The organism is Pseudomonas sp. TWI929, assembly GCF_039673335.1.
Taxonomy (GTDB): domain Bacteria; phylum Pseudomonadota; class Gammaproteobacteria; order Pseudomonadales; family Pseudomonadaceae; genus Aquipseudomonas.
Genome location: NZ_JBDJLK010000004.1, coordinates 58,022 through 79,517, shown reverse-complemented (window position 1 = coordinate 79,517; position 21,496 = coordinate 58,022). Strand labels below are relative to the sequence as shown.

Below are 21,496 nucleotides of genomic sequence, written 5' to 3'. Positions count from 1 at the left end.
GTGTAGGAGCGGGTTCATCGAGGCGTCGAACCGCCGCGAACACCGGCGCAGCCGGTGCCATGCACCGCGTCGGATGCTTGGCGAGATTACCCGCGAACACGATTCAGAACGGCTATAGACCGTGAATGTTGCTCTCGCGATACGACCCCAGATTCAACTCCATCGCTTGCGACATCAACACTGAACCCTCGCGCAAAAGCTCCGGTATGCCGACAGGCTGGAACCCACTCGCCTTGTACAAGCGCATGGCCGGGCTGTCTGCGACTGTCACACCTAAACGGACACGTTGCGCACCATAGCCTCTAGCCCAACTGAGAGCACGCTCAAGCAACGCGCGACCAACGCCGAAGCCGCGAGCATCGGGCGCCACCCACATCTGGAAAATCTCGACCACATCCGCCTCTACGTCCGACGCCTTGCACCACACCAAACCACAAATCTCGTTGCGCTTAACAGCAAAGAAAGCTTGCGCACTCTTGGACGAAGCAACAGCTGCTATACGCGCCTCCCACTCATCATCTTCCCTGGCTGACTCAAGTTCATAGGTACTTGCAAAGGCATCCTGTGACTCACGCAGAGCCTTCAAACGCAATTCCCGATAAGGCCGCCAATCACCAGCTGTTATAGGACGAACAATCACCATGGCACTTCCACTTTGCCTCGTATCAGCGAAAGCTAATGATCTTAGCCTATCAAAACCGGAGTATTGCCATCAGGTAAGGCTAGAGGCACGTCTCGGCAGTCCTTTGCCGGACGGCTATTAGCTCAATACCTCAAGCGCTGGCAGACACTTGCCGTGGCGCACGCACACCCCACAACCAGTAACCCACAGACAGCAGTACCAACCAGCCAACCCCGACATACATGGCTGTGCGGCTAGCCGGGAACCAACCGAGCACACCAAAAATGAACACCATGAAAGCAATCGCGCAAGCCGGCCCTACCGGCCACAGTGGCACGCGATAATCCAGTGCCGCCACCTCCTCCTTGCTCATGCCCCGCCGCATGGCCACTTGCGACAGCAGGATCATCAACCAAACCCAGACAATGGAGAACGTGACCACCGCAGCGAGCACCAGGAACAAGTCTTCCGGCACCAGATAGTTCAATACCACGCCCAAAAGCAGCGCCACACCCATCACCGCAACTGTCATCCACGGCACACCGAAACGCGACAGTGATGCAAAGCCAGCCGGCGCCTGGCCGTTCTGCGCCATGCCGTACATCATCCGCCCAGCGCTGAAGATATCGCTATTGATCGCCGAAACAGCCGCAGAAATCACCACAATGTTCAACACCGTTGCCGCTGAACTGATGCCAAGGCCACTGAAGATCTGCACGAACGGGCTACCGTGGCTGCCAATACTGGTCCACGGGTAAATGGCCATGAGCACGAACAAGGTAAGGATGTAGAACAACAGAATGCGCAGAGGCACTGAGTTGATAGCCTTCGGCAGCACACGCTTTGGGTCCTTCGCCTCGCCTGCAGTGATGCCGATCATCTCGACCCCACCAAAGGCGAACATCACAACGGTGAACGAAGCAATCATCCCGCCGATGCCATTAGGGAAGAACCCGCCGTGGCTCCAGAGATTCGAAATTCCGGCAACAGTGCCTGCACCACTATCCAACTGGATACCCAGTAACAGCACAGCCCCGCCCGCCACAATCATGGCAACGATAGCGGTCACCTTCAGCAACGAAAGCCAGAACTCCATTTCCCCGAACACTTTCACGCTACACAGGTTCAGCGCCCCGATAAACAACACGATGCCAAGCACCCAGATCCACGAAGGTGTGTCGGGGAACCACAGCCCCATATAAACGCCAAACGCCGTCACGTCTGCCAGGCACACCACCAACATCGAGAACGCGTAGCTCCAACCTGTCAAAAAGCCAAAGTAACGCCCCAGGTACTGGCTGGCATAGTGCCCGAACGACCCGGACACCGGGTTATGTACCGCCATTTCGCCAAGGGCGCGCATCATCATGTAAATGGCCGCGCCCCCTATCAGGTAGGCAAGCAACACCGAAGGCCCTGCCAGTTTTATGGCCGATGCCGAGCCATAAAACAGCCCTGTACCGATAGCAGAACCTAACGCCATGAAACGAATATGCCGGGTAGTGAGACCCCGCTTGAGCTGGTGTGAGGATTGAGCGTTCATAGATACCTTCTTGATTTTATTATCAGGTCCGCACAACGCAGATGCCGTGCGGTTTCATCAGGCACGCACTCTTTCAATCATCAAGCCCTGGGCCACAGCACCGGGAACAGTTCATGGTTCATTGGGGCACCGCTGGCCAGTTGGGTTTCGAGCCCGGGAAACTGTGGCGAGGTTTGCCACTGGCGCGGTGCGTGAGTAATGTCGTCGCCCAGGAAACGCACCGAGAAGGCACGGCGCCGGCGCTTGCCGCCAACGCCGCCAGAGGCGTGCAAGGTCAGCATGTGGAAGAACACCGCGTCGCCTGGGGAGAGTTCCCAGCCAAGGATGTTCCAGGCGCTGCGGTCGGCCTCGATATCCGGCAAGTCCGCCAGGCTGCCTTCGGGGAACCATTTGGCCTGGCTATCAAGGAAACTGCGTGGCATCAGCCACGGCCCAAGGTGCGAGCCGCCGACAAATTCAAGGGTGGACTCCCGCGCGACGGGGTCGATGGGCATCCACATGCTGCAGTTCTGCCGCCCATCGATGTTGTAATAGGGCTGGTCCTGATGCCAGGGCGTGCGTTGCCGGGTATTGGGCTCCTTGACCAGCAGGTGGTCGTGATAAAGCCGCGCTGTTTCGCTGTTCATCAGTTGAGCAGCAACGCTACCCACGCGGCTTTCGAAGATGAACTGGCGATAGGCTGAAATATCGCCCCAATTGCAGAAGTCTTCGAAGAACCAACCCGGGTCATCTGGCCGGCTGGCCACTTTGGCGCGCTCGCTGGGGGCTTTCAGGTTCTGTTCGATGCCGGTTTCGAGCAGCGCTACTTCTTCCGGTGTGAACAAATTACGAACGCAAACGGCACCATCACGCTGGAACGCCTCGATGGTTTCATCGCTTAATTGAAATTCGACGGACTGTTTCATAAAGCACCCTTTAGTCTTTTTATTGGGGCCGGCGCGCACACACTTTTATGTTTTTTTTGCGCCATAAAGCTGCGTCGCGATACGAAAACTATCGCTGTCTCTGCAAGTAAAAAACACGGCAAAAAACCTGGTGCACGGCCTATAACGCTTAACAAGTTCCAAGCGAAACAAGCAAGGTGCAAAGCGAGTATTGCTTTTTGGCACCAATAGGAAAAGAATATATTTCCTAATTTTGAGTATAGGAAAAGATGATAGGGTTCTCCTTCAGGCAGCTCGAGTACTTCGTCGCCGTGGCCGAGCATGGCAGCATCAGCGCTGCAGCGAGAGCCCGGCACGTTTCACAGCCATCGGTTTCGGTGGCGATCGCGCAGCTTGAAGAGGCACTGAATGAGCGGCTTTTCCGCCGCCAGGTCAGCCGCGGGCTAGAGCTGACGTCAGCGGGCACGCGGCTACTGGCCCAGGCACGCGACATCATTGGCATGGCCATCGCCATGAACCAGAAGGCCGATACCACGCAAGGTTCACTGCGCGGCAACCTATCGCTTATCTGCTTTCAAGACCTGGGCCCTTACTACGCACCGCGGCTGCTATCGACCTTTCGCAAGCAGTATCCCGATGTAGAGGTAACGCTGTTCGAGACCGACCTGGCAGGCGTACACCGCCACCTGAGCGCCGGTAAAGCCGAGCTGGCGCTGACTTACGACATAGGCCTTGACCCCTCGCTGCCGCGCCAGGTGCTTGCCGAGTTGAAACCGTACGCGCTCATCGCCACAGACCATCGGCTGGCCCAGCTGCCAGCGATACCGCTGCATGAGCTGGCGCAAGAATGTTTGATTCTTGAAGACATTGCACAAACCCGTGAGTATTTTCTCTCACTGTTCTGGGCGCATAACCTGCAGCCGCGTACTCAGCAATTTACCCAGACCTTCGAGATGCAAAGGGGCCTGGTCGCGCATGGCTACGGCGTTGCCCTGTCATGCACCCGCCCCGCCGGCGACCACTGCTACGACGGTACCCCGCTGTTGTGCCGGCCATTGTTGGAGGAGGTATCACCGCAAAAGGTGGTGCTGGCCCAGTCAGGTGCGATGCACCCATCGCCAGTAGCGGAGGCGTTCAAGAGCTGGGTTGCTCGGGAGATTGCTGGCGTGCCAAGTTGAACTTGCCCACATAGCCACAGGTTTTCGCAATCACTGTGGGAGCGGGCATGCCCGCGAAGAACCCAACACGGTGCATGGCACCGGCTCCGCCGGTGTTCGCGGCTAAAGCCGCTCCCACAGGTACAGCGTGCTCCCGAAAGCTGCGCGAAACCTGTGGGAGCGGGTTCACCCGCGAAGAACCCAACACAGTGTATGGCACCGGCTCCGCCGGTGTTCGCAGCCAAATCCCAATGCCAACCCAATCCCACAGCCACAGCGCATGGCTTGAATTCGGCGCGATCGAGGTAGGAGCTGGCTTGCCGGCGATGTGCCGCAACGCGGCCCTAAACCACCTAACTGACTGCCCCAGTCCAAGCCCGCCCCTCACAAGGATCGCGCCCGCCCTCCAAAAATGCGCAAGCCAGTCATTCCCCCAAGCTACGCCCCCCACCCACAAATTGGTTATCCTGCCCACAGCCCACCACCCAGTGGCCACCTAAAACAATAAATCCTGCCTTGCCCCCAGGGAGTAACAGCATGGAATTCTGGCCATTACGCCCCTCCACCACCGACTTGCGCCTACCCATCGAGCAAACCGCCGCCCTGCTCTCCCGTACCCGCGAAAGCCACGGCAAGCTGCTGGCCGCCGACATGCTGAAACTGGTCAGCGCCCAGGTCCCCCTGGCCCAATGCACCCTCTTCGCCTACAGCCCCAACCGCAGCCCGCAAGTCATCTCCTTCGCCGACCGCGCCCGCATGCTCGAGCTACCCAGAATCTCCAGCAACTACGCCGAACGCTTCTACAGCATGGACGGCAACCAACAGGCGATGACCAAACACCCTACCCTGCCAACCACCGACCGCATCATGGTGCAACGCCAAGCCATCGAAGACATCGCCCACCGCGACTACCGCCGCATCTGCTACGAGCTGCCGCAAATCTCCGAACGCGTCGCCCTGCTCACCCACTGCGAAGGCAACCGCTGGCTCTCGGTAAACTTCTACCGCGGCCGAGAACACGGCCGCTTCACCCCCAACGAGATCAATGTGATCGAAACAGCCGCCCCGCTGATCGTGCAAATCTCCCGCCTGCACTACCGCGCCTACCTCGAAGCCAATGAAATGCCGGCCCTGCTCAGTGAACGGGTTGTCAGCCTGTACCCGGAACTGACCCGGCGTGACCAGGAGCTGCTGCAACTGATGCTGGCCGGCTGTGAGGTCGAGGCCATCAGCGCGAGCATGGGCATTCAGCTGTCGAGTGCGGCCACGTACATCAAGCGGCTGTATCGCAAGCTGGGTATTTCCGGGCAGCGTGAGTTGTTGGCGCTGGCTACCCAGCGCAAATGGTCGAGCCAGGTTCACTGACGCGGGCAAACTGTTGGCCGCCGACATTTCACATGAGAGGCTGGTTAACGAACCAAACGAAAAAGCTTCGTGGTGACCTACCCATGGAGCATGCGCCCCCCGTGTAGGAGCAGCCTTGTGTCGCGAAAGGACCGCAGAGCGGTCCCAGCTCTCGTTCTCTACCTAATGCTGGAAACTGAAGAAAAAGTCGGCAAATTCGCCTGAACTCAAGATTCTGTGAGCCCACTCAAGAAAATCTTGGCGCTCACGATCAAACAGAATGAAAGATGCATGCGGGCAGCCGGATATTCGCTACTCCACTACAGGCTGCTGATAACTGCGGTAGCGCTCAACCGCCCGGTCAGGTGCAATGCTCCGCCAGCCATCTTCAGCGCATTCCATTTCCGTAAAATGCGCTAGTTCACGGCTGCATCAGCGGCTCGATACCGATCCATTTCTTCACCGGGTGATAACACAGCTGCAGCGGCGGAATCTCTACCTTGCGCCCCTGCGCCTGCAGGCTGCCCAGGTGTCTGGATGCGAGAGGGACAGTTTCGGGGGCTGGGGACTGAAGTCCATGGTGACCGTTTGACATCATCGGGACATAGCTGGATACAGGGATAAGCGGGTGGTTAGCTTTTTGAGAGCGTTGAAGCGCTTGCGGAGCAGCGAGCGCAGCAGAATTTGACGGCGAACACGGTGAAAAAATCAGAAATAAGAACTTCCTTGTAGGGCATTTCCCAAAGATACTCCCTGCGCCTGTTTTTCGTTGCACATGGTCAATGCGGATTTTAGTCTCGGTTCGTCGCTGCCAATTCAGCGACCGGTTTTGACGGACCGATGACGCTGTCCTCATGTGCACACTTTTATGGTGGCTGTACGTGCGGGCACCCTGTGGTGCGCCGAGTGCCAACGTCTCGGTCCGTCAACCCGCGTACAGCTGCCACCCCATTGCTTGACGGCATGGAGTGGTGGTTTCTCCTTCTACGTTGGAGTTCCACCATGCTCAAGATCGTTCCGGATCCACCCCACAAAACCCTCTGCCTTGAAGACACCTTGATCCAAGCCACGGACTACGCGCTATGTGCGGCGACCGTTGTGCATCAGGCAATGCTGCTGCAGCCTAGATCGCCTGCGTCGATCCTGATGATGACTTCGATGCATGAACTGGAGACGCTGCGAGCTTTGCTTGAGTCCGCGTTGGTTCAGCTACAGATGCCTACTGAGCCTACAACCTCGCACTGAGGCCTAACTGATTGTGTCGCTTGGGCTCGCCCCATCACCGGCAAGCCAGGCCCCGACAGTGAACTGACCTACGTCACAGGCCTTGGCGCTTGTGAGCGGCTGCGGGGAATTGCTGGCGAAGGCGTTAGCCCAGGTCCTAGAGATTTCGGGGAGATTGAACAATGTCTACAGAAGAAACCAAATTCACCGTCGGCAAAACCACCTTCTACCAAGGTGAAAACCAGACCCATCCCCTCTTCCGCATCGAAGCCGGCATCCCATGTCAGAGCGCCCGTGAGCAGGCCTCAGAGCTGATGGGTTATGCACGGGATATGACCTTAGACGGCTTGATGGAAGATAAACCGCAGCTAATCTGGGCCTCGCATTACCTCTGCGCTTTGGCCAAAGCGCTGATGGATGATGCCGAATTGGGTATGATGAAAAACCCTTGAAAAGCCCCACCCTGCAGGATCAACACCGCCCTGTGGGAGCGGCCTTGTGTCGCGAAAGGGCCGCAAAGCGGCCCCAGCAATCCAAACTTCAGCGCAACCTTCAGGAGAGTGGAAGGATGCCTCAGGACCACATCGCTGACAGTAGCCCTAGCAGTGGATGCTGCGATCAACTTTTCGAGGCTGCACCCCAGGTCATGACGGAAGGCAGTCGATCGACTGCTGTCCGTCACTATCTATTCGAGACGTCACCGAGAAAGGCCAACTCCCGCTCTTGAAGCTCCTGATGCAATCCGCCCAGGCACCCAGCGCCTTGCTTGATTTCGCACTCCCAAACGATCATGACCTTCCAGCCCAAGGCCTCCAGCGCCTGAACATTCTCAAGGTCCCTCTCAACATTCCTGGAAAATTTTGCCGCCCAGAATTCGCTCCGCGTCTTAGGTAAAACAGCGTATCGACATCCCGCATGACGATGCCAAAAACATCCGTGTACAAATATGCAAGTCCGTAGTTTGGGCATTACGATATCGGGCTTGCCAGGAAGGTCCTTGCGGTGCAGGCGGAATCGGTAGCCCAGGGCATGAAGGAAACGGCGCAGCGCGATCTCAGGCTGAGTATTTTTGCCGGTTACCGCAGCCATTATCCGAGATCTGGTCGGTTGATCTACAACATCCACTTTCGATTACCTTTGGCAGATGTAGCTCCTGAATTATAACCTGCTCGATACGCTGCAAGGGCCAGTTCATATCAGCCAGTATTGTCGCCGCCATGTGTGCGAACACCATTAACGCTTGCAAGCAGAGCCCGACCGGCTCCAACCCCACGCTCGCGGATCTACCCACATCTGAAAAACCTCCCCGACAACTGGTCGGTTTCTGAAGATTTACACCACTCCAACCCAGAAGGCTCGGCGTGCTGAAACGCACGAACAGCCTGGGCGCATCTAGTAGGCTGTGACAGCCGAGATACGAGGTACCCAATCGTCATCGTTTCTAGTTGCCTGATACTCTAAAAACTTACGAATGCGTCTTGTGACTCTCACTCGGCCCTTAAACGCATGCCCCGACAAAGCCCCTTTCACTTGCAGCTATGGCGCGAACGAACACGATGCTACCTCCAGTTTTTTTCCTCGCGTCAACCAGAGGGCTGACGTGCAGGGACTGTGCACTTCTCACCCCGTAGAAAGCAATCTCCCCCATAGCCTCGCTCATTATGGTTTAGGCCCAGCCGCAGCACGGAATTTTCCTACGCTCTTTCACATTTTTTCTGAAGGAAGTAAGGTATCGAACTTCTCTAATAGAGGCGAAAGCTGGTCCTACCTCTTCGCCTGAGCTACACGCATGGAAGCCTCCCATGACCGCACCCAGCACTCCAACGCCAAACACAACACCTAACGAACTTTTCGCATCCAAACGACTGGAGTTAGGCAGCATCTATACGCGAAATGATCTAAGGACTCTTTTCAACGTACAAGCTGCCTCTCTTAAAAATGGTATATTCCGACCAAATGGGTATAAGTCGGTGTGGCTGTTCATTACCGAACATAAAACATCTGATAGAACGCAATACGTTGACGCACTGGCAGGTGAAATCCTCTATATGCAAGGCCAGCGTCAGGGACGAACCGATGCGCTCATATTGAATCACCGTCAGCGGGGTCTGGAATTACTGCTTTTTTATCGAAAATCAAAAAAAGAACACCCGCACGCTGGCTTTAGATACGAAGGTATCTTCACCTATCAGAGCCACTCCGGCAGTGCTCCTACCTCTTTTGTCTTAGCTCGCAATCCGGCTGAGGTCCAAGACGCACTTTTAGCCAAGGTTGAGCAGCAGCTGGGTTCTCAGGGTGAGTTCAATCCTAAAAACCTCATTGATGCGCGAACACGCACGCAGGCGTCCATCGTTCTTCGACGCGGGCAGTCTGAGTTTAGAAAGCAATTATTAAGGGCTTATCAGGGTCGCTGCGCAGTAACAGCCTGCTCATTACATCAGGTACTTGAAGCCGCCCATATCCACCCCTACTTAGGCGATGAAACAAACGTGGTATCCAATGGCCTCTTGCTCAAAGCCGACATGCATACATTGTTTGACTTGGGTTTGTGGTGGATTAACCCGGTTAGTTCGCGAATCGAAATTTCAGAGCTACTAAGGGACAGCGAGTACGTATCGATTGAAGGGCAATCAATTTACTTACCAGAGGACGAGTTAGACCACCCAAGTCGCGCAGCACTCGAATTTAGATTTAATACAATTATCAATCGCTGATCGCTTGCGCTCGCTTAACGATGGGACATTTCCAATGCGGAGTCGCTTGCAACCGGCAGCATTCGCCGAAAAGTCAGTTTCGCGCAATAAGCGGCTCAACGTGTTGGTACTATTGGAGCTCCTTGTCTTCACGCTAACCCTAGCGAAAGCCTCGATAGACTATGTACCTCCAACCAACATGCCTTACCGATGCTACCGTCGAAGTTCATGCGAACCTTCTAACTCAACAGAGTCACCATACCAGACCATCAAGAGGATTTTTTACGCCCCCAGAGTACTGATCAATGCGTCGTGGCAGCCTGCAGCTACGATCATGAGCTTGGCCTCTCCAGACAACCAATGAGCATGAGGCGGGTTCGCATCTCAAAAACTCGCTGACACGCCGACCGCCGTAGCTGACCTTCGGTATGGCAAGGATGGTGCAGAGCGGGTTGGTCCGGCGATTTCCTGTTACGAAGCTCTCGGCCTTCGTTAATGTCAGTTGACCCTGGAGAAGCGCGGTTAGGGTAGAATCCCATCTGAAATCGGTGGGCTACGGCTGCAACCGTAGCCCACCCACCGCATCCACCTAGTCAGAGGTGTACATGGCAACAGCGAGTTTCCCACGCAATACGTTACAAGGCGAGCAAATCCCACCGCTCCAATCCATTGAGCTCTTTGCTGGCGCTGGAGGCCTGGGCATGGGGTTTTCGGGGTGTGGTGTGCAGCACCAGGCGGTGGTCGAGTGGAGTAAGCATGCTTGCGAGACGCTCCGCATCAACAAGCGCTATGGAGTAAAGCCGATCGCACATTGGGCTGATGTGACGGAAGGGGATGTTCGCCACTTTGACTTTTCGGGCTTCGCGGGCCTGGACCTCATCACCGGCGGACCACCTTGCCAGCCCTTTTCTATGGGCGGAAAGCATCGTGGCTTCCTGGACGAGCGTGATATGTTTCCGCAAGCCGTACGAGCTATCCGTGAGGTTCGGCCCAAAGCTTTCGTTTTCGAGAACGTAAAGGGCTTGACTCGGGCGTCATTCTACAACTACTTCAATTATATTCAACTGCAGCTGGAATACCCTAGTTTGCAGGCGCGCGTCGGTGAGGAGTGGCTGGAGCATCTTGGCCGTCTTGAGCAGCATAAGACCGCCGGCGGGCATAGCGAATATCACGTAGTGGCTCGTCTGGTTAATGCTGCAGATTACGGTGTGCCGCAAAAACGGGAACGCGTTTTCTTTGTGGGGTTCAGGGCAGATATTCATCGCCCCTGGACTTTCCCAAGCAAAACTCACAGCAGCGACGCCCTGCTGAGAGACCAGTGGGTAACAGGTGATTACTGGGAGCGGCACAAAGTCGCCAAGCGTTCACGCCCGGAATGCCCAATCACTAACAGCAAGAAAATGTTGGCCCTCAGAGACTCTGAGGAGTTGTATCTCCCGTGGCAGACTGTGAGGGATGCTATCAATGACCTACCTGATCCTGAACAGCATCCAACACTCCTATTTCAAGCGCATAAATTCCAACCTGGTGCTAGAAGCTATCCTGGTCACACTGGAAGCCCCCTGGATGAGCCGGCCAAAGCGCTGAAAGCTGGAGATCATGGTGTCCCTGGTGGTGAGAATATGCTCCGCCGAGTCGATGGCTCTATCAGATATTTTACTGTTAGAGAGTGCGCTCGCATTCAAACCTTCCCTGACGAGTTTGTATTCGAAGGCTCATGGGGAGAAATTATGCGCCAACTTGGAAATGCGGTACCAGTTAAATTAGCACAGCATGTCGCCGATGCGGTGTGTAACCAATTAAGAGCTGTTGCATAAGGAGGCAGAGTGGCGAAGGAAACAGCGGGGCTACAGGAATTGCTTGTTCAACTATCTAAGCTTACAACAAAGCTAGCGGCGACCAAGCCTGAGGGTAGCATACGGAATGTTGCCAAAGCGCGGCAGACTTTGAGCAAATATGCTGAGCAATTGGCTGAGGTAGCGGCAGGCTTTGACCCCATCCTGCGACCAGCGTCTATTTTTGATCCTTCGGCCCCCCAAACAGCCGGCCGAATAGTAGCGCTCACGTTAGTTTCTCAAGAATTGCACGACCTGGCGTCCGTTCCTAATTTTTACGGCGCAGGGGTTTATGCTATTTACTATAAAGGCAAATTTGAGCCCTACGCCAAACTTGTTGACTCAGACCACCCTATATATGTAGGAAAGGCTGATCCCGCAACCCCCTCCGCCAAAGACGCTATCGCTCAAGGTACAAAACTGTCAATTCGCATGTATGAGCATGCTAAAAGCATTAAAAAAGCCAATACCACGCTCGACATCAATGATTTCAAGTGTCGTTTTTTGGTAGTTCAATCAGGATTTCAAAAAGCGGCCGAAGACTACTTAATAAACCTATTCAAACCCATCTGGAACTCTGAGACCAAGATATGTTTTGGCCTGGGGAAACATGGGGACAGCTCCGAAACGCGGGACAATAAGCGCTCCCCTTGGGACACTATGCATCCTGGTAGGTCCTGGGCTGACAAAAGCACGAAAGATCAAAAAAGCATCACGCAGATTATCGCTGAAGTTGATCGACACTTATCCTTAAACCCACCTTACAAAGATATTCATCAGCTGCTAAATCGTTTCATAGAAGATATGCGGCAATTAAACCCTGAAAAATTCAAAGATGAACGCGATGAGGAGTTTGTAATTTCAGATGCAAGGGCAAATTATGGTAATCTGACAATTACTTAACACCTGACAGAGTCAGGTCAAATCAACATAGAAAAACGAGAGCGAAGTACATTATGCGAGATGCGCTCTCGACTTTCTAATCACGAAGAAGCACTGCGGCGCCATACTTTCAAGAGCATCTTAGACATGCAACTCTAAAGACTGCTCTCCAATTATAGAAATTTCACGCCGCCAAAAGAACCAGTGCGGTTGAAAATGTTCTAATGCGTATTTTGGCTTACCACTGCCATCAACAAATACTTTTTAGCGAAACCAATTTCGCCAAATCTTTACTGATTAGCCAGCATAAAAAGCAACACCCTAACCTGTAAAAAGCATCAAAGCTAACCATCTAGATCCAAATATTAAAAAATCACCTGAAATTCTATCCCAAACACACTACAAGCGAATCCTTGCGCCCTGAAAAGCCTACCGAATAGCAGTCGCAAGCTTAATCCGCTCACCTAAAAAATTAACCTGCCCCCACCTTCGCGATACTATTGGCTAGATCTACAGACACCGATTGATAATAACTCAACCCCTTTACACTTCAGACGACAGAAGAATAAGTATTAAATACTACAACACTGTCAGCTTCAAACCAGCCATCACTTTTCGCTGTATTTGCATTTCGCACGTAAGGTTTCAACTGATTTATTATAGAACGCATTCTCTACATCAATATCCGCACGCACCCGAACTGCACTATCGAGATACTTTTCCTGGTAGGAGCTTATAAGGCTGGGATCAGTAGCTTTCGCCTCGATCTCCAAAAGTTTTCCCTGGATAGCGAAAACTCTTTTATCGTGAGCTTCAGCCAAAGATGGTAATCCATCAATGGTGCATTCTAGGGCTGCTGAGCGACCTACCGATTTCGATTGATCCTCTCCGGAAAGTAAAAATTTTGCAACCGGGACACCAGTTAGCAAACCTGTCAACAGCAGACTGCAACCAAAAATAAGAGGATGACTCTCGAAACGTTCCTTAATAGAACTCAAAAAACCTCCTGCTTCATATATGCACTTGATTGCGGGAAAAACAAAAGCAAAATAGCACGTCGATTACAATCTCAGCCAATACTAAAGAACTCCCACACTCTGATGCCTGAACGATGGAACGGACACGCACGTTATTACACAACCTGCTGCCCGACACTAGCCCAGGACTTTCCTCACCTATTACCGCACAGTTTAACGCCTAAATCTAAATCCAATTAGAACTTGAAATACAGGATTAAGGGAGACCCCGAGAGCGCCAACTAACTAATCCAAGGAAATTTCCATGCATAAAAACAAACATCATAAAAAATTAATCACAAGCCCCTAAATTCACTTAAGGCAGTCGCCAATTCAAACAGTCATCTCTAAACCAAGCCAGCACACTCGCTACATTAAACAATCGCATGGAGATTTTTAAGTGACTTTTTAGCAAACTAACAATCAAGTTTACGAGAACCAGGCTGAGCCAAAGTAGAAACTATTACACCAAAAGCAAATAGGCATAAAAAAATCCAGACACTCGTAAGTGGCTGGATTTTTAGGGATTTTTGGTCGGGACGGAGTGATTCGAACACTCGACCCCTTGCACCCCATGCAAGTGCGCTACCGGGCTGCGCTACGCCCCGACTACATTCTCAAAACCTCTGAGAACGTTGAAGAATGTACCCTAAGCCCCTGATAAATGAAAGCTTTTTCTCAAAAAATTTTCCACTCATCAGAAAAACCCAGGCTCACTTCTTCAACACCACCAGCACATCCTCCAACTCAACAATCATCTGCCGAATCAGCTGCTTGTACTGGCTAGATTCATCCTTAGCCTCATCACTGGAGAGCCGCAACCGGGCCCCGCCAATGGTGAACCCCTGGTCATACAGCAGCGCACGAATCTGGCGGATCATCAGCACGTCTTGGCGCTGGTAATACCGCCGGTTCCCCCGCCGCTTCACAGGGTTAAGCTGGTCGAACTCCTGCTCCCAATACCGCAGCACATGTGGCTTTACGGCACACAACTCGCTCACCTCACCAATGGTGAAGTAGCGTTTGCCCGGTATGGGGGGCAGTTCGTCGTTATGGCTTGGTTCCAGCATAGGCCTCAACCCGGGCCTTCAACTTCTGCCCTGGACGAAAGGTGACGACGCGCCGTGCAGTGATCGGGATCTCTTCCCCAGTCTTGGGGTTGCGGCCCGGCCGCTGGCGTTTGTCGCGAAGGTCGAAGTTGCCGAAACCGGACAGCTTGACCTGCTCGTTCTCTTCAAGTGCGTGCCGAATTTCTTCGAAAAACAGCTCGACCAGCTCTTTGGCCTCACGCTTGTTAAGCCCCAGCTCCTCGTACAGCCTTTCGGCCATCTCAGCTTTCGTCAGAGCACCCATGCCGTTATTTCCTTAACGTGGTGTTCAACCTTTGTTCGAGCGAGGTGAGGATGTTTTGCAGGGTAGTGTTCACCTCATCGTCATTAAGAGTGCGCGATGGATGCTGCCAGGTCAAGCCAACGGCAAGGCTTTTTCTATCAGGATCAATGCCTTTACCTTGGTAGACATCAAACAGCCTGAGGTCTGTGAGCCATTCGCCTGCATTGTCACGAATTAATTCAAGCACCGCGCTAGAAGCTACATCACGTCCTGCGATCAACGCCAGGTCACGACGGGTTTCCGGGAACTTGGACAATTCGCTGAATTTCGGCAGGCGGCCTTCGACCACGTCACCCAGCACCAGCTCGAACAGGAACACCGGGCGGTCCAGGTCCAGGGCTTTGGCCAGCTCTGGGTGGATGGCGCCAAGGTAGCCGACCAGTTTGCCGTCGCGTTCGATGGCGGCGGTTTGGCCTGGGTGCAGGGCTGGGTGTTTGCCGGCGCTGAAGGTGAAGTCGTTCAGTGCACCGGAGTAGCCCAGCAGGGCTTCCACGTCGGCTTTAACGTCGAAGAAGTCGACGCCGTCGCGGCCGTTGGCCCAGCCTTCTGGCAGGCGGCTGCCGGTGACAACGCCGGCAATCATCGGCTGCTGCTTCAGGTCACCCAGTTGGCCAACGAAGCGCAGGCCACTTTCGAACATGCGCACGCGGTCTTGCTGGCGGTTCAGGTTGTGCTGCAGTGCCTTGACCAGGCCCGGCCACAGCGAGGCACGCATGGCGGCCATGTCGCTGGAGATGGGGTTTGCCAGCAGCAGTGGCTCTACGCCCGGGCTGAACAGTTCGAACAGTTTCGGGTCGATGAAGCTGTAGGTGATGGCTTCCTGGTAGCCGCGGGCAACCAGCAGGCGGCGCAGGGTCGGCAGGTCACCGCGGGTTTCCGGCTTGCCCTGTGGCGCCAGGCGGGCTTGCGGGTAGCGAACCGGCAGGTTGTTGTAGCCGTACAGGCGGGCCAGCTCTTCGATCAGGTCCACTTCCAGGCTGATGTCGAAGCGGTGGCTTGGGACGGTGACGGTCCACTCCCCTGCCCCGTTGCTGGTGGTGGTCAGTTCCAGGGCGTTAAGCAGCTGCTCGACCTGGGCTGGGGCCATTTCCATGCCGAGCATCTGGGTGATGCGTTCGGCGCGCAGGGTAACCGGGGCCACTTGCGGGAGGTGCTGTTGGCTGACGGCTTCGACGATCGGGCCGGCTTCGCCGCCGACGGTGTCCAGCAGCAACTGGGTGGCGCGCTCCATGGCTTCGCGGGCCAGCTGCGAGTCAACGCCGCGCTCGTAGCGGTGCGAGGCATCGGTGTGCAGGCCGTAGGAACGGGCTTTACCAGCGACGGAAATCGGCTCGAAGAAGGCGCTTTCCAGGAACAGGTCGCGGGTTTTTTCGGTGTTTACACCGCTGTGCTCGCCACCCATGACGCCGGCGATGGCCAGGGCGCGGGTGTGGTCGGCGATTACCAGGGTGTCGGCGCGCAGAGCTACTTCCTGGCCGTCGAGCAGGACGAGTTTTTCGCCCTCTTCGGCCATGCGTACGCGGATGCCGCCGTTGATTTCTGCCAGGTCGAAGGCGTGCATCGGCTGGCCGAGTTCGAGCATCACGTAGTTGGTGATGTCGACGGCAGCGTCGATGCTGCGTACGTCGCTGCGGCGCAGGCGCTCGACCATCCACAGTGGGGTCGGCTTGCTCAAGTCGACGTTACGGATAACGCGGCCGAGGTAGCGTGGGCAGGCAGCCGGGGCGCTGACTTCTACCGGGCGCACTTCGTCGTGGGCAGGTTGTACAGCCGGTACGACCGGGCGGGTGACCGGGGTGTCGTACAGGGCGCTGACGTCGCGGGCCAGGCCGGCGATGGACAGGCAGTCACCGCGGTTCGGCGTAAGGCCGATTTCGATGCTGGCGTCGTCCAGGCTCAGGTAGGTGCGAATGTTTTCGCCTACCGGGGCGTCGGCAGCCAGTTCCAGCAGGCCGTCGTTTTCTTCGCTGATTTCCAGCTCGGCCGCCGAGCACAGCATGCCGAAGGACTCGACGCCGCGCAGCTTGGCCTTCTTGATCTTGAAGTCGCCAGACAGCTCGGCGCCGATCATGGCGAACGGGATCTTGATGCCTGGGCGGGCGTTAGGCGCGCCGCACACGACCTGGAAGGTTTCCTGGCCGTTGGTTACCTGGCACACGCGCAGCTTGTCGGCGTCCGGGTGTTGTTCGGTGGCGAGGATTTCGCCCACGACGATGCCGCTGAACTGGCCGGCAGCGGGGGTAACGCTGTCGACTTCGAGGCCGGCCATGGACAGGCGGGCGACCAGTTCGTCACGAGAGACTTGCGGGTTTACCCAACCGCGCAGCCACTGTTCACTGAATTTCATGCTGTTCTCCTGAAAGTTGCGTCGATTGGGCCTAGCGGAATTGCGCCAGGAACCGCAGGTCGTTGTCGAAGAACAGACGCAAATCGTTGACGCCATAGCGCAGCATGGCCAGGCGCTCGGCACCCATGCCGAAGGCGAAGCCCTGGAACTCTTCAGGGTCGATGCCAGACATGCGCAGCACGTTCGGGTGCACCATGCCGCAGCCCATCACTTCCAGCCAGCCGGTTTGCTTGCACACGCGGCAGCCGTTGCCGGAACACATCACGCACTGGATGTCGACTTCGGCGGACGGCTCGGTGAAGGGGAAGAACGATGGGCGGAAACGTACCGCCAGTTCTTTTTCGAAGAACACGCGCAGGAATTCTTCGATGGTGCCCTTGAGGTCGGCGAAGTTGATATCGCGATCGATCAGCAGGCCTTCGACCTGGTGGAACATCGGCGAGTGGGTGATATCCGAGTCGCAGCGGTATACGCGGCCCGGGCAAACAATGCGGATTGGCGGCTGGGTGGACTCCATGGTCCGCACCTGCACCGGCGAGGTGTGGGTACGCAGCAGCATGTTGGCATTGAAGTAGAAGGTGTCATGCATCGCGCGGGCCGGGTGGTGGCCTGGGATGTTGAGCGCTTCGAAGTTGTGGTAGTCGTCTTCCACCTCTGGGCCTTCGGCAATGCCGTAGCCAATGTGGGTGAAGAACTGCTCGATGCGCTCGAGGGTACGGGTGATCGGGTGCAGGCCACCGGTGGCCTGGCCGCGGCCTGGCAGGGTGACGTCAATGCATTCGGCAGCCAGGCGAGCGCTGAGCTCGGCCTCTTCAAAGGCGGCCTTGCGGGCATTGAGCACAACGGTAACGCGCTCTTTGGCGTCGTTGATCAGCGCGCCGACTTTCGGCCGCTCTTCGGCTGGCAGGTTGCCCAGGGTCTTCATCACCTGGGTCAGCTCGCCCTTCTTGCCGAGATAATTAACCCGGATCTGTTCCAGGGCATTGATGTCTTCAGCGCGCTCCACGGCCTCTAGGGCTTGGGAGACCAGCGCATCCAGGTTTTCCATGTACAGACTCCAGATACGAAAATAGGGGAAGAGCTTTGAAGGCTCTTCCCCTATCGATGACGTTCAATGCCCGACGGCGCTAGCGCCGCCGGGTGATTGTCGCGGGTACTTAAGCCAGAACGGCTTTAGCTTTCTCGACAATCGCAGCAAACGCCGCTTTTTCGTTCACTGCCAGATCGGCCAGAACCTTACGGTCGATTTCGATCGAAGCCTTTTTCAGGCCAGCAATCAGACGGCTGTAGGACAGACCGTTGGTGCGGGCACCGGCGTTGATACGAGCGATCCACAGTGCGCGGAACTGACGCTTCTTCTGACGACGGTCACGGTAGGCATATTGACCAGCCTTGATGACAGCCTGCTTGGCAACGCGGAATACGCGCGAGCGTGCACCGTAGTAGCCTTTAGCCAGTTTCAGAATTTTCTTGTGACGCTTACGAGCGATGACGCCACGCTTAACACGAGCCATGAGTAACTTCCTCTATCTAAACCAGAATTAACGTACGCGCAGCATGCGCTCGACTTTTGCCACGTCAGACGGGTGCAGCAGGCTGGCACCGCGCAGTTGACGCTTACGCTTGGTCGACATTTTGGTCAGGATGTGGCTCTTGAAAGCGTGCTTGTGCTTGAAGCCGGAAGCGGTCTTCAGGAAGCGCTTCGCAGCACCGCTCTTGGTTTTCATTTTTGGCATGTTGGAACTCCGCATTCGATAAAAATTACACAATAATCATCAGGCCTGCCGTGCCCGGGAGATTACTTCTTCTTTTTGGGGGCGATGACCATCATAAGCTGGCGTCCTTCCATCTTCGGATGCTGCTCAACGGCGCCGTATTCAGCCAGGTCAGCTTCAACCCGCTTCAACAGCTCCATGCCCAGCTCCTGGTGGGCCATCTCACGGCCGCGGAATCTCAGAGAGATCTTGGCCTTGTCCCCATCGGTAAGGAAACGTACCAGGTTGCGTAGTTTTACCTGGTAATCCCCTTCTTCCGTCCCTGGACGAAACTTGATTTCTTTAATCTGGATCTGCTTCTGGTTTTTCTTGGCTTCGTTGGCCTGCTTCTTCTTCTCGAAGAGGTGCTTGCCGTAGTCCATCACCTTGCAGACAGGCGGTACCGCGTCTGCAGAGATTTCCACCAGATCCAGCTTCGCTTCTTCAGCGATACGAAGCGCTTCATCAATCGAGACGATGCCAACCTGCTCGCCGTCTGCGCCAATTAACCGAACCTCGCGGGCCGAGATATTCTCGTTGATCGGGGCTTTCGGTGCCGCACGCTTATCGTTTCTCATTTCACGCTTAATAGTCATTACTCCGATTCTTGGCGACCACGCCGGGAAACCGCTTGTGTCAGAAGCTCGGCAAACTGCGCGACGGGCATCGAGCCCAGGTCAGCGCCTTCGCGAGTACGCACAGCGACGGTTTGCGTTTCGACTTCGCGGTCCCCTATAACCAAAAGGTACGGGACCTTGAGCAAAGTATGCTCGCGGATTTTAAAGCCGATCTTCTCATTTCTCAAGTCCGACTTGGCACGGAAACCGCTACCGTTCAGAGATTTCTCAACCTCAAGGGCGAAATCGGCCTGCTTGTCGGTGATGTTCATGATCACCGCCTGGGTCGGGGCCAGCCAGGCCGGGAACACGCCAGCGTAGTGCTCGATGAGCATGCCGATGAAGCGTTCGAACGAACCGAGGATGGCGCGGTGCAGCATTACCGGGCGCTTGCGGGCGTTATCTTCGGCGATATAGCTGGCATCCAGGCGCTCTGGCAGGTTCGGGTCGTACTGCAGGGTACCGCACTGCCAGTTACGGCCGAGGCAGTCGCGCAGGGTGAACTCGATTTTCGGGCCGTAGAAGGCGCCCTCGCCTGGCTGGTATTCCCACTCAAGGCCGGATTCGTTCAGGGCGTCGGCCAGTGCACCTTCGGCACGGTCCCACAGCTCTTCGGAACCTACGCGCTTGGCCGGGCGGGTCGACAGCTTCATGGCGATATCGCTGAAGCCGAAGTCCTTGTACACGTCCAGGGTCAGCTTGATGAAGTCGGCGGCCTCTTTCTTCACCTGTTCTTCGGTGCAGAAGATGTGCGCGTCGTCTTGTACAAAGCCACGCACGCGCATGATGCCGTGCAGGGCGCCAGACGGCTCGTTACGGTGGCAGGCACCGAACTCGGCCAGGCGCAGCGGCAGGTCGCGGTAGCTTTTCAGGCCCTGGTTGAACACCTGCACGTGGCACGGGCAGTTCATCGGTTTTACCGCGTAGTCACGGCTTTCCGACGAAGTGGTGAACATGTTCTCGGCGTAGTTGGACCAGTGGCCGGAACGCTCCCAGAGGATGCGGTCGACAACCTGCGGGGTCTTGATTTCCTGGTAGCCGTTTTCGCGCTGCACGCCACGCATGTACTGCTCGAGTACCTGGTAGACGGTCCAGCCGTTGGCGTGCCAGAACACCATGCCCGGGGCTTCTTCCTGCAGGTGGAACAGGTCGAGCTGCTTGCCGATCTTGCGGTGGTCGCGTTTTTCGGCTTCTTCGATGCGCTGGATGTAGGCAGCCAGCTGCTTCTTGTCAGCCCAGGCGGTGCCGTACACGCGCTGCAGCTGCTCGTTCTTGGCATCACCGCGCCAGTAGGCGCCGGACAGCTTGGTCAGCTTGAACGACTTGAGGAAGCGGGTGTTCGGCACGTGCGGGCCACGGCACATGTCGACATATTCTTCGTGGTAGTACAGGCCCATGGCCTGTTCATCCGGCATGTCTTCGACCAGGCGCAGCTTGTAGTCTTCGCCACGGGCCTTGAACACGTCGATGACTTCGGCGCGCGGGGTCACCTTCTTGACTACGTCGTAGTCTTTTTCGATCAGCTCCATCATGCGCTTTTCGATGGCGGCCATGTCTTCTGGGGTGAAGGGGCGCTCGTAGGCGATGTCGTAATAGAAGCCTTCGTCGATGACCGGGCCGATAACCATCTTGGCGGTCGGGTACAGCTGCTTCACGGCGTGGCCAACCAGGTGGGCGCACGAGTGACGGATGATCTCCAGTCCCTCTTCATCTTTAGGGGTGATGATCTGCAGGGTGGCGTCGTGGCTGATCAGGTCGCAAGCATCGACCAGTTTGCCGTCGACCTTGCCGGCCAGGGTGGCCTTGGCCAGGCCGGCGCCGATGGAAGCGGCAACGTCGGCTACGGATACGGCGTGATCAAACGAACGTTGACTGCCATCGGGAAGAGTAATAACGGGCATGGCGCCTCCTCTCCTAGTGGTGACCCCTACCAAAGGTCACGTGGGTTGGGATGAGCCAGTACAAGATCCGGCCTGCCTTCCGTCAACGGGAAGCCTGCCTCACAGTGGCAGAAGCCTTTCGGCTTGTCAGGGACGAACCAGAGTGACTGGAAAGAAATAAGATAGCTGCAGCCGGCAACAGCGCGGCCACAAGCGGAGCATGCTAGCACGCGGGTTGCACCCCAGGCAGAAATATTTGGAAATTGCTCTGTAACGGTGAACTAACGCGGAAAAAGTCCTATCAGA

Annotated in this window: 20 protein-coding genes and 1 tRNA gene; 7 read left to right on the top strand and 14 right to left on the bottom strand. The window is 55.8% G+C overall.

Features of this window, described 5'->3' with window-relative positions; genetic code table 11:
* Window positions 1–112: 112 nt before the first annotated feature.
* The 3 genes from ABE456_RS03480 to ABE456_RS03470 form a co-directional block, all read right to left on the bottom strand.
* A complete protein-coding gene (locus ABE456_RS03480) occupies window positions 113–643 on the bottom strand; it encodes a GNAT family N-acetyltransferase (protein ID WP_346642713.1) in 531 nt (176 codons plus the stop codon).
* A gap of 130 nt (window positions 644–773) precedes the next feature.
* Window positions 774–2,165 (bottom strand): amino acid permease, encoded by a 1,392-nt coding sequence (locus ABE456_RS03475; RefSeq protein WP_346642712.1) that lies wholly within the window; start codon window positions 2,163–2,165, stop codon window positions 774–776.
* An 80-nt stretch (window positions 2,166–2,245) separates the two neighbouring features.
* Window positions 2,246–3,070, bottom strand: a complete 825-nt coding sequence (locus ABE456_RS03470; RefSeq protein WP_346642711.1) for a phytanoyl-CoA dioxygenase family protein — start codon at window positions 3,068–3,070, stop codon at window positions 2,246–2,248.
* A gap of 248 nt (window positions 3,071–3,318) precedes the next feature.
* Here ABE456_RS03470 and ABE456_RS03465 point away from each other — a divergent pair, with 248 nt between their 5' ends.
* From ABE456_RS03465 to ABE456_RS03450, 4 genes are all read left to right on the top strand, one after another.
* Window positions 3,319–4,227: a LysR family transcriptional regulator gene (locus ABE456_RS03465; RefSeq protein ID WP_346642710.1), complete on the top strand. Its 909-nt coding sequence runs from the start codon at window positions 3,319–3,321 to the stop codon at window positions 4,225–4,227.
* 516 nt (window positions 4,228–4,743) lie between these two features.
* A complete protein-coding gene (locus ABE456_RS03460; RefSeq protein ID WP_346642709.1) occupies window positions 4,744–5,571 on the top strand; it encodes a helix-turn-helix transcriptional regulator in 828 nt (275 codons plus the stop codon).
* Between the two features lie 981 nt (window positions 5,572–6,552).
* On the top strand, window positions 6,553–6,795 hold the full coding sequence (locus tag ABE456_RS03455) for a hypothetical protein (RefSeq protein WP_346642708.1): 243 nt from the start codon (window positions 6,553–6,555) through the stop codon (window positions 6,793–6,795).
* Window positions 6,796–6,956: 161 nt separating this feature from the next.
* Window positions 6,957–7,226 carry a DUF3077 domain-containing protein gene (locus tag ABE456_RS03450; RefSeq protein WP_085600479.1) on the top strand — a complete coding sequence of 90 codons (270 nt, stop codon included), beginning with the start codon at window positions 6,957–6,959 and terminating at the stop codon, window positions 7,224–7,226.
* 229 nt (window positions 7,227–7,455) lie between these two features.
* On the opposite strand, the gene ABE456_RS03445 is transcribed toward ABE456_RS03450, so the two are convergent.
* Window positions 7,456–7,899: a very short patch repair endonuclease gene (locus tag ABE456_RS03445; RefSeq protein ID WP_346642707.1), complete on the bottom strand. Its 444-nt coding sequence runs from the start codon at window positions 7,897–7,899 to the stop codon at window positions 7,456–7,458.
* 677 nt (window positions 7,900–8,576) lie between these two features.
* Here ABE456_RS03445 and ABE456_RS03440 point away from each other — a divergent pair.
* The 3 genes from ABE456_RS03440 (at window position 8,577) to ABE456_RS03430 (ending at window position 12,205) form a co-directional block, all read left to right on the top strand.
* Window positions 8,577–9,488, top strand: coding sequence for a DUF3427 domain-containing protein (locus tag ABE456_RS03440; protein ID WP_346642706.1), 912 nt, complete (start codon window positions 8,577–8,579; stop codon window positions 9,486–9,488).
* A gap of 584 nt (window positions 9,489–10,072) precedes the next feature.
* Window positions 10,073–11,284 (top strand): DNA cytosine methyltransferase, encoded by a 1,212-nt coding sequence (locus tag ABE456_RS03435; protein WP_346642705.1) that lies wholly within the window; start codon window positions 10,073–10,075, stop codon window positions 11,282–11,284.
* Window positions 11,285–11,293: 9 nt separating this feature from the next.
* Window positions 11,294–12,205 carry an Eco29kI family restriction endonuclease gene (locus tag ABE456_RS03430; protein WP_346642704.1) on the top strand — a complete coding sequence of 304 codons (912 nt, stop codon included), beginning with the start codon at window positions 11,294–11,296 and terminating at the stop codon, window positions 12,203–12,205.
* Between the two features lie 587 nt (window positions 12,206–12,792).
* Here ABE456_RS03430 and ABE456_RS03425 read toward each other — a convergent pair.
* The 10 genes from ABE456_RS03425 to thrS form a co-directional block, all read right to left on the bottom strand.
* Window positions 12,793–13,182, bottom strand: coding sequence for a hypothetical protein (locus ABE456_RS03425; protein ID WP_346642703.1), 390 nt, complete (start codon window positions 13,180–13,182; stop codon window positions 12,793–12,795).
* A gap of 549 nt (window positions 13,183–13,731) precedes the next feature.
* Window positions 13,732–13,808, bottom strand: a tRNA-Pro gene (locus ABE456_RS03420).
* Between the two features lie 105 nt (window positions 13,809–13,913).
* Window positions 13,914–14,270 carry a MerR family transcriptional regulator gene (locus tag ABE456_RS03415; RefSeq protein WP_003250681.1) on the bottom strand — a complete coding sequence of 119 codons (357 nt, stop codon included), beginning with the start codon at window positions 14,268–14,270 and terminating at the stop codon, window positions 13,914–13,916.
* Entirely contained in the window at window positions 14,251–14,553 is a 303-nt protein-coding gene (gene ihfA, locus ABE456_RS03410) for an integration host factor subunit alpha (RefSeq protein ID WP_003250679.1), read from the bottom strand. Before ihfA ends, ABE456_RS03415 begins: the two co-directional genes overlap by 20 nt.
* A 4-nt stretch (window positions 14,554–14,557) precedes the next feature.
* Window positions 14,558–16,939 (bottom strand): phenylalanine--tRNA ligase subunit beta, encoded by a 2,382-nt coding sequence (gene pheT, locus ABE456_RS03405; RefSeq protein WP_346642702.1) that lies wholly within the window; start codon window positions 16,937–16,939, stop codon window positions 14,558–14,560.
* A 31-nt stretch (window positions 16,940–16,970) separates the two neighbouring features.
* On the bottom strand, window positions 16,971–17,987 hold the full coding sequence (gene pheS, locus ABE456_RS03400; protein WP_003250674.1) for a phenylalanine--tRNA ligase subunit alpha: 1,017 nt from the start codon (window positions 17,985–17,987) through the stop codon (window positions 16,971–16,973).
* Between the two features lie 109 nt (window positions 17,988–18,096).
* Window positions 18,097–18,453, bottom strand: coding sequence for a 50S ribosomal protein L20 (rplT, locus tag ABE456_RS03395; RefSeq protein WP_003250671.1), 357 nt, complete (start codon window positions 18,451–18,453; stop codon window positions 18,097–18,099).
* Between the two features lie 27 nt (window positions 18,454–18,480).
* Window positions 18,481–18,675: a 50S ribosomal protein L35 gene (rpmI, locus tag ABE456_RS03390; protein WP_003250667.1), complete on the bottom strand. Its 195-nt coding sequence runs from the start codon at window positions 18,673–18,675 to the stop codon at window positions 18,481–18,483.
* Between the two features lie 62 nt (window positions 18,676–18,737).
* The gene (infC, locus tag ABE456_RS03385; RefSeq protein WP_346642701.1) at window positions 18,738–19,289 is read right to left on the bottom strand and encodes a translation initiation factor IF-3; all 552 of its coding nucleotides are present in this window, start codon (window positions 19,287–19,289) and stop codon (window positions 18,738–18,740) included.
* Window positions 19,289–21,211: a threonine--tRNA ligase gene (thrS, locus tag ABE456_RS03380; RefSeq protein WP_346642700.1), complete on the bottom strand. Its 1,923-nt coding sequence runs from the start codon at window positions 21,209–21,211 to the stop codon at window positions 19,289–19,291. The genes infC and thrS overlap by 1 nt, the downstream gene beginning before the upstream one ends.
* Window positions 21,212–21,496: the final 285 nt, after the last annotated feature.